The following is a 14,070-nucleotide window of genomic DNA, read 5'->3' as shown; positions in this document are numbered from 1 at the left end:
GGGGGCGCCGTCCGGCTCAAACCGGGCGGCGCCGCTGCCGTTCGTTGTAGTCGCGCATCCGCTGTGGATAGCCGAGGAGTTTCACGTCATAGACCGGCATGCTGAGCTGGTGCGCGAATTTCCACGCGACATCCGGTGAGCCGATCCGCCGGCGGGTCCATTCACCGTCGTGTGCCACAAGCAACAGGGTGGTCTCGGTCACTGTCGTCTGTGGCTCGATGAATGCCTCGACTCCCTGCTTCGTCCGGAAGAATTGCGTAAGATGCTCCAGATCGGCCTGGTTGACCTGCCGGCCGCCGGGCCCGCCGGACCGGGTACGCCGCCGAAACCAAGCCACTGCTCCTCCTCGCGTTCGATCCCGCAAGGGTACGACGCACCGACGTGTCGTGGGGCACCTGGCTGCATTGACCGGGTCGAGAAGTGACAAGATGTCGGTGACGGGACTGTGACCGTTTCCATTGTGTGACCCACACCGGAGACGATGCGACCACTGGAGTCAACGTGAGCCAGCCCAACGGCGGAACCTTCGACATCGTCATTCTCGGCGCCGGCAGTGGTGGCTATGCGGCCGCCCTGCGTGCCGCTCAGTTCGACCTCTCGGTCGCGCTGATCGACAAGGCCGAGCTCGGCGGCACCTGCCTGCACCGCGGGTGCATCCCCACGAAGGCGCTCCTGCACGCCGCGGAGATCGCCGACCAGACGCGCGAGAGCGAGCAGTTCGGCGTGAAGGCCGACCTCGTCGGCATCGACATGGCGGGTGTCAACGCGTACAAGGACGGGGTTGTCGGCCGTCTGTTCAAGGGTCTGACCGGCCTGCTGGGACACAACAAGAACATCACGATCGTCCAGGGCGAGGGCAAGCTCGTCAGCAAGGACACCGTCGAGGTGAACGGCCAGCGCTACACCGGCCGCAACGTCATCCTCGCCACCGGTTCCTACTCGCGCTCGCTGCCCGGCCTCGAGGTCGACGGCAAGCGGGTGCTGACCAGTGAGCACGCACTCAAGCTGGACCGGGTGCCGCAGTCGGCGATCGTGCTCGGCGGCGGCGTGATCGGCGTCGAGTTCGCCAGCGTGTGGAAGTCGTTCGGCGCCGACGTGACCATCATCGAGGCCCTGCCCCGCCTGGTCGCCGCGGAGGACGAGGAGATCTCGAAGCAGGTCGAGCGCGCCTTCCGCAAGCGGAAGATCAACCTCAAGGTCGGCAAGCCGTTCGAGAAGGTCGAGCACACCGACAACGGCGTCAAGGTCACCATCGCCGGCGGCGAGACCCTCGAGGCCGAGGTCCTGCTGGTCGCGGTCGGCCGTGGCCCGACAACCGCGAACCTGGGGTACGAGCAGCAGGGCATCACGCTCGACCGGGGCTTCGTGATCGTCGACGAGCGGCTGCGCACCGGCGTCGGCAACATCTACGCCGTCGGCGACATCGTTCCCGGCCTCCAGCTCGCCCACCGTGGCTTCCAGCAGGGCATTTTCGTGGCCGAGGAGATCGCCGGCAAGAACCCGGCGGTCATCGACGAGGCGGGCATCCCGCGGGTCACCTACTCCGACCCCGAGGTCGCGTCGGTCGGCATCACCGAGGCCAAGGCCAAGGAGCAGTACGGCGCGGACAAGGTCTCGACGTACAACTACAACCTCGGCGGCAACGGCAAGAGCCAGATCCTCAAGACCGCGGGCTTCATCAAGCTGGTACGGGTCAACGACGGCCCGGTCGTCGGTGTCCACATGGTCGGCGCCCGGGTCGGCGAGCTCGTCGGCGAAGCCCAGCTGATCACCAACTGGGAGGCCTTCCCCGAGGAGGTCGCCCAGCTCGTACACGCCCACCCGACGCAGAACGAGGCGCTGGGCGAGGCCTTCCTCGCGCTCGCGGGCAAGCCGCTGCACGCGCACAGCTGATTTCGATCGCGTTCTGACGTCTTAAGGAGTTTGGGAAGAGATGCCGACATCGGTAACCATGCCGCGGCTGGGTGAGAGCGTCACCGAGGGAACCGTGACGCGCTGGCTCAAGCAGGAGGGCGAGCGCGTCGAGGCGGACGAGCCGCTCCTCGAGGTCTCCACCGACAAGGTCGACACGGAGATCCCGTCGCCCGCCGCGGGCATCCTCTCGCGGATCGTGGTCGGCGAGGACGAGACCGCGGAGGTCGGCAGTGAGCTGGCCGTCATCGCGGGCGACGGCGAGGACGCCGGTTCGGCCGCGCCCGCGCCGGCCGAGCAGCCGGAGGCCCAGGCCGAGGCCGAGGCCGAGCCGGAGCCCGCCGCCCCGGTCACCCCGTCGACCGAGAAGCCGGTCGAGGAGGAGGCTCCTGCCCCGCAGGCCGCCGCCCCGGCGAGCGGTGGCGAGGGCACCGAGGTGAAGCTGCCCGCGCTGGGCGAGAGCGTCACCGAGGGCACCATCACCCGCTGGCTGAAGGCCGTCGGCGACACCGTCGAGGCGGACGAGCCCCTGGTCGAGGTCTCCACCGACAAGGTCGACACCGAGCTGCCGTCCCCGGTCGCCGGCACCCTGCTGGAGATCAAGGTCGGCGAGGACGAGACCGCCGAGGTCGGCGCCGTGCTGGCGATCGTCGGCACGCCCGGCAGCGCCCCGGCCGCCGCTCCCGCCCCGGAGCCCGAGCCGGAGAAGCCCGCCGCGGCCCCCGCGCCCGAGCCGGAGAAGCCCGCCGCGGCCCCCGCGCCCGAGCCGGAGAAGCCCGCCGCGGCCCCCGCGCCGCAGCAGGCTGCGGCGCCGAAGGTCGAGTCGGCCCCGGCTCCGAACGTAGCCGGTGGGTCCTACGCGACCCCCTCGCCCGCCGAGGAGACCGCGCAGCCGACCCAGCAACCCTCCGAGGCGCAGGCCGCCCCGGCCGCACCGACGGCGCCGTCCACCGAGACCGCGCAGTCGAACGGGTCCGGCGACGCCGGGTACGTGACTCCGCTGGTCCGCAAGCTGGCCGCCGAGAAGGGCGTGGACCTGTCCACCCTGACCGGCACCGGCGTGGGTGGCCGCATCCGCAAGCAGGACGTCATCGACGCCGCTGAGAAGGCCGCCGCCGCGAAGGCGCAGCCCGCTCCGGCCCCGGCAGCCTCGGCCGAGAAGGCTGCCCCGGTCGCGGAGAAGGTCAAGGCGGAGCCCAGCCCGCTGCGTGGCCGCACCGAGAAGCTGACCCGGATCCGCGCCACGATCGCCCGCCGCATGGTGGAGTCGCTGCAGGTCTCCGCGCAGCTCACCACCGTGGTCGAGGTCGACGTGACCAAGATCGCCAACCTGCGGAACAAGGCGAAGGCCGACTTCCAGGCCAAGCACGGCGTGAAGCTCACCTTCCTGCCGTTCTTCGCCCTGGCCACGGTCGAGGCGCTGCAGCAGCACCCGGTGGTCAACTCCTCGATCGACGTCGAGGCGGGCACGGTCACCTACCACGGCGCCGAGCACCTCGGCATCGCGGTGGACGCGCCGAAGGGCCTGGTCGTCCCGGTCATCAAGGACGCCGGCGACCTGAACCTGGCCGGTCTGTCCAAGCGGATCGCGGACCTGGCGGACCGCACCCGCAACAACAAGATCAGCCCGGACGAGCTCGGTGGCGGCACCTTCACGCTCACCAACACCGGCAGCCGCGGCGCGCTCTTCGACACGCCGATCATCAACCAGCCGCAGGTCGGCATCCTCGGTCTCGGCGCGGTCGTCAAGCGCCCGGTGATCGTGAACGACCCGGAGCTGGGCGAGATCATCGTGCCGCGGTCGATGGTCTACCTGGCGCTCTCCTACGACCACCGGATCGTGGACGGCGCCGACGCGGCCCGCTTCCTGGGTACGCTCAAGGAGCGCCTGGAGGGCGGGCACTTCGAGGCGGACCTGGGCCTGTAAGGGCAGAGGCAGGACCGGGGGGTGCGCCGTCACGGCGTACCCCCCGTGTTTGTTTGGTATAGCCGGATCTTCGGGAAAGAATCAGGTCATGCGCATCGTCATAGCCGGCGCGTCCGGATTCCTGGGCACCCGGCTCACCGAACGGCTCAGGCACAGCGGTCACGACATCGTCCGGCTGGTCCGGCGGCCATCCGAGCAACCCGACGAGGCGTCCTGGGATCCGGCCCAGGGGCGGCTGGACGCCGCGGTGCTGGCCGGGGCGGATGCGGTGATCAACCTGGCCGGTGCGAACGTCGGTGACCGGCGCTGGACGACGGCGTACAAACGGGTGCTGCGGTCCAGCCGGCTCAACACCACCGACACGCTGGCGCGGACGATCAGCAAGCTGCCGGCCGGCGATCGGCCGGTCACCCTGCTGCAGGGTTCCGGCGTCGGCTGGTACGGCGACACCGGAGACCAGGCAGTGACCGAGGAGGCCCCGGCCGGGAACTCCTTCCTGGCCGATCTGTGCCGGGTCTGGGAGGCCGCCGCCCGCCCCGCCGAGGACGCGGGCACGCGGGTGGTGCTGCTGCGGACGGCTCCGACGATCGACGCCGGCGGCGCGCTGCTCAAGCCCCTGCTGCTGCCGTTCAAGCTGGGGGCGGGCGCGCGGATCGGCGGCGGCCGGCAGTGGATGGCCTGGATCGCGCTGGCCGACTGGCTGGCGGCGGCCGAGTTTCTGGTGGACCGCGACGATCTGGCCGGTCCGGTCAACATGGTGTCGCCGAATCCGGTGACGAACGCCGAGTTCACCCGCGATCTGGCGCGGGCGGTGCGCCGGCCGGCCCTGCTCTCGGTGCCCGGGCCGGTGCTCGACGTGGCGCTCGGCGAACTGGCCGGGGAGGCGCAGCGCAGTCAGCGGGTGCTGCCGGGGGTGCTGTCGGGTGCCGGGTTCACTTGGGCGTACCCGGAGATGGCGTCCGCGATCGCGGTGGCACTGCGCCCCGAACCGGCGATGACCGGCTGAGCCAACCGGCTTTCTTGCTAATCTGCGCCTGATGTCAGTCGCCGCCCCCGCCCCAGCCGCCTCAGCCGATCCGCCCGCCGAGACACCGGCACCGTCGCGTGCCCGTAATCGGCGTGCCCAATGGACCGTCGCCCTGCTCGCGCTGGCGCTGGCCGTCTACGTGACGAGCGGTCTCTGGCGTGACCCGTACCGGAACGGTCTCTCCGACAACATCGGTGACCAGGCGTTCTTCGAGTGGCTGCTGGGTTACGGCGTCTACATCCTCGGCAACGGGGCCGATCCGTTCTTCACGGACCTGCTGAATCACCCGTGGGGGGTGAATCTTGCGGCGAACACCTCGATCACGGTTTACACGATCCTGTTCGCCCCGTTGACCTATCTGGCCGGCCCGCAAATCAGTTATGTGACAATCCTCACACTGAATCTCGCCGGGTCGGCCTTCGCGTGGTACCTGTTCCTCAACCGCTGGCTCGTCCGCAGCCCGCTCGCGGCCGGTCTGGGCGGCATGTTCTGCGGCTTCGCGCCCGGCTTCATCTCGCACGCCAACGGCCACCTGAACTGGACGGCCGGCTGGGTGGCGCCGGTCGTCGTGTGGCAGGTGCTGCGGCTGCGTCAGCGCGACCACTGGCTGCGTAACGGCCTTGTCCTCGGCGTGATGCTCGGCGCGTTCTTCACGATCGCCGCCGAAGGGCTGTTCTACACCGCCCTGGCCAGCGGCATGTTCGTCATCGTGTGGTCGTGCGCCGGTGCGGTCCGTGCCGAGGTGAAGGCGGCCTGGGTCACCGTGCTGAAAGCCCTCGGGGTGGCCGCGACGGTGGCCGGAGCACTGCTGGCATACCCGCTCTACATGCACTTCGCCGGACCGCAGACGTTCTCCGGGACCGGCTACAACCAGCGCTACTTCGCCGAGGACGCGGCCGCCTACCTGTCGTTCCCCAGCCGATCGCTGGCGGCGCTCTTCGGGCTCGGCTCCACCCTCGGCCCCAACCGCACCGAGGAGACGTCCTTCTTCGGGGTCCCGCTGGTCGTACTGATCGGGGTGTCGCTGGTGCTGGTGTGGCGCAACGCGTCACCCGGCCGCCGGGCCACCCTGCGCGCGATCATGGTGGTCGGCGGCACGTTCCTGGTGCTGTCCCTGGGCCCGCGGCTCAACTGGATGGACGCGGAACTGCCCGTCCCGCTGCCGTACGCCCTGCTCGCCCGTCTGCCGCTGTTCGACGCGGCACTGCCGCTGCGGCTGGCGCTGGTCGTGGCCGCCGTCTTCGGCATCACCCTGGCGCTGGTCACGCAGGAGCTGCTGGACCGCCGGATCGCGCCGACCGTGCACACCGGGCTGACCGCGGCGATCGTCGCGGCACTGCTGCCGATCCTCCCGCTGCCGGTACGCCATCAGGAGCGGGCGCCCGAACCCGACTTCATCGCCAAGGGCACCTGGCAGAAGTACGTGTCGGAGGGCGGCGTGATCTCCGCCCTGCCGTTCGCGCTCAACGTGACCGCCGACGGGCAGCGCTGGCAGGCGTACACGATGGCCCGGGGTGGCCGCCAGTTCCGGATCCCGGACGGCTACTTCCTCGGCCCGATGGTCAACGGCCCGGAGGGCAAGAAGGGCATCGGCCAGATCGGCGCACCGACGCGTTCGACCGACTGGCTCTTCACCCGTGCCGCCCTGTACGGCTACGTCACCGAGCTCAGCGACGCCGACCGCGCGCAGGCCCGGGCCGACTTCGACTACTGGGACGTGGAAGCGGTCTTCCTGCCGGAACAGATCACCGGCTCCGACCACATGACGCTGTTCCGCAACTCGGTGCTGGTCACGGCGACCGATCTGCTCGGCCCGCCGGAACAGGTGGATGATGTCCTGGTGTGGCGGATCCGTCCCGGCGTGGACCCGATCGACCGATGAGTTCGGGGCTGGATAATCTCCGCGACGTGACGATCGCCGCGCCCGCCCCGGAAACGGACCTGACGACACCGTCCGCCCCCGACGAACCCGAGCCGGTCCCTCGCTTACGCCGCGCCTGGCTCGCCCACCTGACCATGGCGGTCGTGTCGCTTGCCGCCGCGGTGCACGTCTGCCGGGGACTGTGGAGCGCGCCGTACCAGCACGTGGTCGCCGACAACGTCAGTGACCAGGGCCAGTTCGAGTGGATGCTGTCGTACGGCGTCTATCTGCTCCAGAACGTCAGCAATCCGTTCTTCACCGACCTGCTGAACGCGCCGCGCGGCGTGAACCTGGCGATGAACACGTCAAGCACGTTCTACGCCGTGGTGTTCGCACCGCTGACCCACCTGGCCGGTCCACAGATCACGTTCGCCACGATCCTGACGCTCAACCTCGCCGGCTCCGCGTTCGTCTGGTACCTCTTCCTGCGTCGCTGGCTGGTGCGCAGCGGGATCGCGGCAGCCGTCGGCGGCCTGATCTTCGGCTTCTGCCCGGGACTCGTCTCGCACGCCAACGGGCACCTCAACTGGACCTCCGGCTGGATGGTCGGGATCGTCGCGTGGCAGGTGCTGAAACTGCCGGAACGCGACCACTGGCTGCGCAACGGCATCGTGCTCGGCCTGCTCTGCACGATGGGCTTCTCGGTAGCCGCCGAGGCGCTGTTCTTCACGGCCCTGGCCAGTGGGCTCTTCCTCCTCGTGTGGATGCTGTCCCGCCCCGGTCCGCGCCGGGCCCGGACCGCCGTCCGGCCCGTGCTGGCGTCGCTGGGCGTGACCGCGGTGGTCGCCGGGGCACTGCTGGCATGGCCGCTCTACATGCACTTCAACGGGCCGCTCAAGTTCTCCGGAACCGGCTTCCGGATGCGGTACTACTCCGAGGACCTGGTCTCGTACGTGGCGTTCCCGCTGCGGTCGGTGGCCGGGCTGTTCGGCTGGGGCGCCGACCTGGCACCCAACGCGACCGAGGCCACCTCGTTCCTCGGTGCCCCGCTGATCGTGCTGTTCGTGGTGGCGGTCGCGCTGCTCTGGCGGCGGTCCTCACCGGAACGGCGGATCACGCTGCGTGCGCTGACCATCGTCGGGCTGATCTTCTTCCTGCTGTCGCTCGGGCCGCGGCTGCGATTCCTCGGCGAGGAGCAGTCGCACATCCCGCTGCCGTACGCCCTGCTCGTGGACGTGCCGCTGTTCGACTCGGCGCTGCCGGTCCGCTACACCCTCGTCGTGGTGCTGGTGTTCGCCCTGGTCATCGCGCTGCTGACGGACGAGGTGGTCCGCCGCCGGGACAGTCTGATCCGCAGCGCCTCCGGCCGGCTCGCGTTCGGCGTCGCCATCGTCGCGGCGCTCGCCCCGATCGCCCCGCTGCCGCTGCGTACCCTCGAACGGGCCCCCGAGCCGGTCTTCATCTCCGGCGGCCGCTGGACCGACTACGTCTCCGACCACGGGGTGATCACCTCGCTGCCACTCTCCATCGACGTCGCGGTGGACAGCATGCGGTGGCAGGCGTACACGATGGCGCGCGGTGGCGACCGGCAGTTCCGCATCCCGGCCGGCTACTTCCTCGGGCCGCAGGACTACGAGGAGACCGGCCGGCACCTGGTGGGCCGGGTCGGCGCACCGGACCGCCCCACCGACAAGCTGTTCTACCGGGCCGCCCGCTGGGGCCAGACACCGAAGATGACGAGCCTCGACCGCATCCAGGCACGGATCGACTTCGAGTACTGGCAGCTCGAGGCGATCTTCCTGCCGGCCGACCTGACCGGCCCGAAGGGCCCGCTCAACCGGGACGCTTTGCTGCGGGTCACCACCGATCTGCTCGGCGAGCCGGAGCACGTGGACGACGTACTGGTGTGGCGCATCCGTCCCGGAGTGGATCCGGTCGACCAGTGGGAAGAGAAGTAGGCTTGCGGCCGTGACATCTTCCGTTCTCACCGTCCTGCGGCCCGGCCTGGTCGACTACCTGGAGGCCTGGGAGGAGCAGAAGCGTCTGCACGAGGGCGTCGCCGCGGGCACCCAGCCCGACACGGTGCTGCTGCTGGAGCACCCCAGCGTCTTCACGGCCGGCAAGCGCACCGAGCCGGCCGACCGGCCGTTCGACGGCACCCCGGTGGTCGACGTCGACCGCGGCGGCAGGATCACCTGGCACGGTCCCGGCCAGATCGTCGGCTACCCCATCCTGCGCCTGCCCGAACCGGTCGACGTGGTCGCCTACGTGCGCCGCACCGAGCAGATGCTGATCGACGTGTGCGCCGAGTTCGGCGTGACGGCCGAGCGCATCGAGGGCCGCAGCGGTGCCTGGGTCCGGGCCACCGACGGCGGGCTCGACCGCAAGATCGCCCAGATCGGCATCCGGGTGTCGCGGGGGGTCACCCTGCACGGCTTCGCGCTCAACTGCGACTGCGACCTGTCGAACTTCGATCGCTTCGTCCCCTGCGGCATCCGGGACGCGGCGGTCACCTCGCTCAGCGCCGAGATCGGCCGGCCGGTTCCGGTCACCGAGGTCATGCCGGTCGTCGAACGCCACCTCGCGACGCTGCTCTGATGGCCCTCTACCGCGACCCGCGCGACAAGCGGGTCTTCGTCCCGAGACCGGGCGGCGGAGTGGTGCTCAATTTCGGGCACCCGATCGCCTGGGCCATCCTCGTGTGCACGACGATCATCCCGTTCGTGATCGTCACGGTGGTCACCGTAGCGGTCCTTCTCTAGACATCCATCCGGTACGCCCAGACGCTCGGGGTGGCGGTGACCAGCGGCTTCAGCCCGAAAGTGGCGCTGGGGCCGCGCCCCGGCAGCCACCTCGCTCCGCGACTCACGGTGCTCCTCGACGGCCGTACCATCGCGTTTCTCAAGGCAACCGCCAGACCGTGACCTGACCGCCGTCCTTCTGACAGGCGAGGTGTTCGCCGGCGCGCCGGCAGGCGCCCGGCTGGACGCCCGGCTGGTGTGCCCGGATCTGCCCGGTCGTCAGATCCACCAGATCGACGCCGCCGGAGCCGGGCCGCAGCAGCATGTCATCGGCGGGCAGACCGGGGCCGAGATCCGTCCGGACCCGCCCGGTCTCCGGATCGATACGCAGCACGTGGCCGTGCCGGGTGCGGACCAGGCCGTCCGCACCGCCGACCCAGTCGTGGTTGTCCCAGACGATGCTGCCGGTCGCCGGATCGAGCGCGAAGAGGCCGACCCCGCCGGAGACGCAGATCCGGGTGCCGCACGGCACCGCTTCGCCGGGAAGCGGCAGGGGGGCGCTCCACAGCGGACTGCCCGGCAATCGGACGGCGTTGAGGTTCATCCTGCCGAGCAGGTAGGCCGACGACCCCGCGGTGGCCGCGATCGACAGCTCCCTGCCCCAGATCTCGTCGCGGACCACCCGGCCCAGCAGATCCCCGCTGCTCAGCGCCAGTGTGACGAAGTCGCTCCCGGTCAGTACCAGCAGGCGGCCATCGGATGTCACGGCCGCGTCCACCAGACCGTCGGACTTCCGCTGCCAGGCGACCCGCCTGGCAGCCGGGTCGTAGAGGCTGAGCCGTCCGGTCGGCTCGTGCCACAGCAGCACCCGTTCACCGGCCGGCCGGGCGGTCGTGTAGGTGTCCGGGTCGACCAGATCCGCGCCGGTCCGCGCATCCAGAACCAGCGGCCGGGCGGCCCGCTCACGGGTCGCCAGAACGAGCGCCGTACCGGTCTCGGTGAGCACCGGGACCTCGCCCCACCATGCGACCTCCCGCTGCCAGAGTGCCTCACCCGTCGTCAGCGAACGGGCGACGACGTCGAAGTCGGAGCGGCCGTTGGCGGAGGAGTGTGTGCTGTACAGCGCGCCGGACGTCAGCAGCCACGGGCCGGCCTCACCCGCGGTGACGGCGACCTGCCGGAGCTCGGCGATCCTGGGTATCGGCGCAGCCCCGGTGAGCAGCAGCGCCAAGGCCATGGCGACGACCGCGGCCGGCCAGGAGCGCGATCGGGGCGCCGGCTCGGGCGGTGGGGCGACCCGGTCGAGATCGATCATCACGACCAGCATTCAACCCCACCGCCGGTGATCGCGCCTGAACGGCAGCTAGGGCGCGATCCGATGGAGGTCGCGGGGGAACGCGGTCGTCTCCCGCACATTCGCCACTCCGGTCAGCCTCGCCACGAACCGTTCCAGGCCGATCGCCCAGCCGCCGTGCGGCGGCATGCCGTACCGGAAGCCGTCGAGATATCCGGCGTACGGTTCGAGCGGCTGCCCATGCCTCTCCAGCGCGGCCACGTAGTCCTCGTAGCGGTGCAGGCGCTGCCCGCCGGTGACGATCTCGAGGCCGCGGAAAAGCAGGTCGAAGCCGTTCGACCACGTTGGGTCGGCCGGGTCCGGATGCGTGTAGAACGGCCGCTTGCGCATCGGATAGCCGGTCACGAAAAGGAACTCCGAGCCGTGCTCCCTCAGCGCCCACTCCCCCAGCGCCCGCTCGTGGGCCGGCGCCAGGTCGGGTTCGTCCGCGGGTGCGCCCGCGATCCGCAGCGCCTCGCTGAAGTGGACCGCCGGCACCTCGTCGAGGATGTCCGTACCGATCCCGCTCTGTTCCCGGATCTCGCTCAGCATTCCGGCGATCGTCCTGGTCAGCGCGGCCATCACGTCCCGATGGTCGGCGATGAAACCCATCTCGGCGTCCAGCGACGTGTACTGCGCCAGGTGCCGGGCGGTGTCGCTGGGCTCGGCCCGGAACACCGGGCCCACCTCGAAGACCCGCTCGAACACGCCGACCATCAGCTGCTTGTAGAACTGCGGCGACTGCGCCAGATACCCGGGGCGCCCGAAATAGTCGAGCTTGAACACGTTCGCACCCGACTCGGTCGCCGACTCGACGATCTTCGGTGTGTGGATCTCGACGAACCGCTGCGCCTCCAGCGCCGCCCGGAAACCCTTCGCCGCGGCCGCCGCGATCCGCAGGTTCGCGACGCGGCTCGGATGCCGCAACGCCAGAGCAGCGTGGTCCAGCTGGGCGGGAAGGCCCGCGCTCAGCGCGGGCCGATGCAGTTCGAACGGCAGTTGTACGGTCACCCGGCTCAGTTCCCGGATGATGGGGCCGGTCAGCTCGACCCCGTGCGGCGCCTGCTCGTTGGCGGTGACCAGCGCGGTCACCTCGACGACGCTCTCCTCGGTCAGCTGCTCCAGCTGTTCGCGGGCCGCCGGGTCGGTGACGACGACCTGACTGAGCCCCGCGGCGTCCCGGACGATCAGGAAGGCCACCGATTTGAGCAGCCGGCGGCGATGGATCCAGCCGGCGATCGTGACGGTTTCGCCGGTTCTTTCGACCAGCTGGGTGGAGAGGATGCGTTGCATGGCGGGTTACCTCCTCGGGATGCAGCAACGCGGCCCCAGGGAGGTGCGGGCGAGCGGGATCCTCGCGGTACCACCGCACCTTCGCGCCCGTCTTCCGGCTTCGAGGACGGGCGCCTCTTTTTTCGTGCCGCGGCTCCGGGGTGTCTTCACGCTCCGGCGCGCGGGCCACCCTTCCCAGCTGCCGGGTGGCTCTCTCGGCCGGCGGATCGAAGCGCTACTCGGTCCCATCATCGCCGTGGTGGGAACGCTAACAGTCACCGATGCGGCGTTCTTCTGAATTATGGGTGACGGCCCTCACAGGAATGGCCACGTGAGCCTCGTCGCCCCTGCGGTGTGCATGCGCCCTGCGGGCGTATCTTCGGGTTGTGACTATTGCTCCCGAGGGCCGCCGCATGCTGCGCATCGAGGCGCGCAACGCCGAGACTCCCATCGAGCGGAAGCCGCCGTGGATCAAGGTCAAGGCGAAGATGGGCCCTGAGTACACCGAGATGCGCGGCCTCGTGCAGAAGGAAGGCCTGCACACGGTCTGCCAGGAAGCCGGCTGCCCCAACATCTACGAGTGCTGGGAAGACCGCGAGGCCACCTTCCTCATCGGCGGTGACCAGTGCACCCGCCGCTGCGACTTCTGCCAGATCGACACCGGCAAGCCGGCCGAGTTCGACGCCGACGAGCCCCGCCGCGTCGGCGAGTCCGTCGCCACCATGGGCCTGCGCTACGCCACCGTCACCGGTGTCGCCCGCGACGACCTGCCCGACGGCGGCGCCTGGCTCTACGCCGAAACGGTCCGTCAGATCCACAAGCTGCAGCCCGGGTGCGGCGTCGAGCTGCTCATCCCCGACTTCAACGCCGACCCGGACCAGCTGGCCGAGGTGTTCGGTGCCCGCCCCGAGGTGCTCGCCCACAACCTGGAGACCGTGCCGCGCATCTTCAAGCGCATCCGGCCCGGCTTCCGCTACGAGCGCTCCCTCGACGTGATCACCCAGGCCCGCGCGGCCGGCCTCGTCACCAAGAGCAACCTGATCCTCGGCATGGGCGAGGACCGGGCCGAGATCACCGCCGCCCTCCGCGACCTCCACGAGGCCGGATGCGAGCTGATCACCATCACCCAGTACCTCCGCCCCACCCCGCGGCACCACCCGGTTGAGCGCTGGGTCAAGCCCGAGGAGTTCGTCGAGCTCCGCGAGGAGGCCGAGCAGATCGGCTTCTCCGGCGTGATGAGCGGGCCGCTGGTCCGATCCTCCTACCGCGCGGGGCGGCTCTACCGTCAGGCCCTCGAAGCCCGCGGCTGACATCCCGGCCCGCGGCTGCATCCTTGGCCAGGCCCGCGGCTGCATCCCTGGCCAGGCCAGCGGCTGACATCTCGGGCCTGGGCCACGGCCGGCGTCTCAGCCCTCGCGCCGCAGCCGACGACGCGGCCCGGCCGTTGCGGCCGACGATTCGGCCCTGGCCGCCGACACCCGATCCCGAGCTTCGGCCGAACGACCCAGCCCTGGGCCGGGCCGCCGCCGACGCGCGGTCCAGGCTGCGGCCGAACGATCCGGCCTGGCGCTTCGGCCTGGCGCTTCGACCTGGTGCTTCGACCTGGTGCTTCGGCCGACATCTCGGCCCGGTTCCGCCGCGCACTGGCCCTCCCGTCGGCATCCTGAACGCAGCGAGCCCCGCACCGGCCCGGGACTCTGTTGGCGAATTCGCCCGGTCGCTTTTTAGACGGCGGGGCGGATGATGCTGACGGTCCGACACCGCCCCGCCGGGCTGCCTCACGAGGACCGCGAGGTCCACCAAGTCATGACTCTGCGTCATGCGGTTACGGGTTCACAGCGCGCGTTATCCGCGGCTACTTGTTTCATTGATCTACGACCGCAGCCCGGCCAGGCTTGGTCGCGGCTACTTATTTACTGGTCGTACGACCGCAGCCCGGCCAGGCTTGGTCGAGGTGACCGGCGGAACGCTCTGATTGCGGCTGTCCACCGTGGTTTG

General features: G+C 70.3%; 11 protein-coding genes. 8 read left to right on the top strand and 3 right to left on the bottom strand.

Annotated features, from left to right (window positions below):
• Window positions 1–16: 16 nt before the first annotated feature.
• Window positions 17–337 carry a hypothetical protein gene (locus AB0G04_RS30525; RefSeq protein WP_360989551.1) on the bottom strand — a complete coding sequence of 107 codons (321 nt, stop codon included), beginning with the start codon at window positions 335–337 and terminating at the stop codon, window positions 17–19.
• A gap of 164 nt (window positions 338–501) precedes the next feature.
• Here AB0G04_RS30525 and lpdA point away from each other — a divergent pair, with 164 nt between their 5' ends.
• The 7 genes from lpdA (at window position 502) to AB0G04_RS30490 (ending at window position 9,488) form a co-directional block, all read left to right on the top strand.
• A complete protein-coding gene (gene lpdA, locus AB0G04_RS30520) occupies window positions 502–1,893 on the top strand; it encodes a dihydrolipoyl dehydrogenase (RefSeq protein ID WP_360989548.1) in 1,392 nt (463 codons plus the stop codon).
• 40 nt (window positions 1,894–1,933) lie between these two features.
• Window positions 1,934–3,838, top strand: coding sequence for a 2-oxoglutarate dehydrogenase, E2 component, dihydrolipoamide succinyltransferase (gene sucB, locus AB0G04_RS30515; RefSeq protein WP_360989545.1), 1,905 nt, complete (start codon window positions 1,934–1,936; stop codon window positions 3,836–3,838).
• Between the two features lie 88 nt (window positions 3,839–3,926).
• Complete coding sequence (locus tag AB0G04_RS30510) at window positions 3,927–4,844, top strand: TIGR01777 family oxidoreductase (RefSeq protein WP_360989543.1); 918 nt, start codon at window positions 3,927–3,929, stop codon at window positions 4,842–4,844.
• Between the two features lie 31 nt (window positions 4,845–4,875).
• Window positions 4,876–6,747, top strand: a complete 1,872-nt coding sequence (locus AB0G04_RS30505) for a DUF2079 domain-containing protein (RefSeq protein ID WP_360989540.1) — start codon at window positions 4,876–4,878, stop codon at window positions 6,745–6,747.
• A gap of 26 nt (window positions 6,748–6,773) precedes the next feature.
• The gene (locus tag AB0G04_RS30500) at window positions 6,774–8,684 is read left to right on the top strand and encodes a DUF2079 domain-containing protein (RefSeq protein ID WP_360989537.1); all 1,911 of its coding nucleotides are present in this window, start codon (window positions 6,774–6,776) and stop codon (window positions 8,682–8,684) included.
• 10 nt (window positions 8,685–8,694) lie between these two features.
• Entirely contained in the window at window positions 8,695–9,324 is a 630-nt protein-coding gene (lipB, locus tag AB0G04_RS30495; protein WP_360989534.1) for a lipoyl(octanoyl) transferase LipB, read from the top strand.
• Entirely contained in the window at window positions 9,324–9,488 is a 165-nt protein-coding gene (locus tag AB0G04_RS30490) for a peptide ABC transporter substrate-binding protein (RefSeq protein WP_106316781.1), read from the top strand. The genes lipB and AB0G04_RS30490 overlap by 1 nt, the downstream gene beginning before the upstream one ends.
• 139 nt (window positions 9,489–9,627) lie before the next feature.
• Here AB0G04_RS30490 and AB0G04_RS30485 read toward each other — a convergent pair whose 3' ends face one another.
• Both AB0G04_RS30485 and aspS read right to left on the bottom strand, forming a co-directional pair.
• Complete coding sequence (locus tag AB0G04_RS30485; protein WP_360989531.1) at window positions 9,628–10,794, bottom strand: hypothetical protein; 1,167 nt, start codon at window positions 10,792–10,794, stop codon at window positions 9,628–9,630.
• A gap of 36 nt (window positions 10,795–10,830) precedes the next feature.
• The gene (gene aspS / locus AB0G04_RS30480) at window positions 10,831–12,093 is read right to left on the bottom strand and encodes an aspartate--tRNA(Asn) ligase (protein ID WP_360989528.1); all 1,263 of its coding nucleotides are present in this window, start codon (window positions 12,091–12,093) and stop codon (window positions 10,831–10,833) included.
• Between the two features lie 392 nt (window positions 12,094–12,485).
• Here aspS and lipA point away from each other — a divergent pair, with 392 nt between their 5' ends.
• On the top strand, window positions 12,486–13,382 hold the full coding sequence (gene lipA, locus AB0G04_RS30475; RefSeq protein WP_360989832.1) for a lipoyl synthase: 897 nt from the start codon (window positions 12,486–12,488) through the stop codon (window positions 13,380–13,382).
• Window positions 13,383–14,070 lie beyond the last annotated feature (688 nt).

It is taken from the genome of Actinoplanes sp. NPDC023801, from assembly GCF_040639655.1.
Taxonomy (GTDB): Bacteria; Actinomycetota; Actinomycetes; order Mycobacteriales; family Micromonosporaceae; genus Actinoplanes.
Note: the sequence above shows the minus strand (reverse complement) of the source record. Positions and strands in the feature narration are given on the sequence as shown.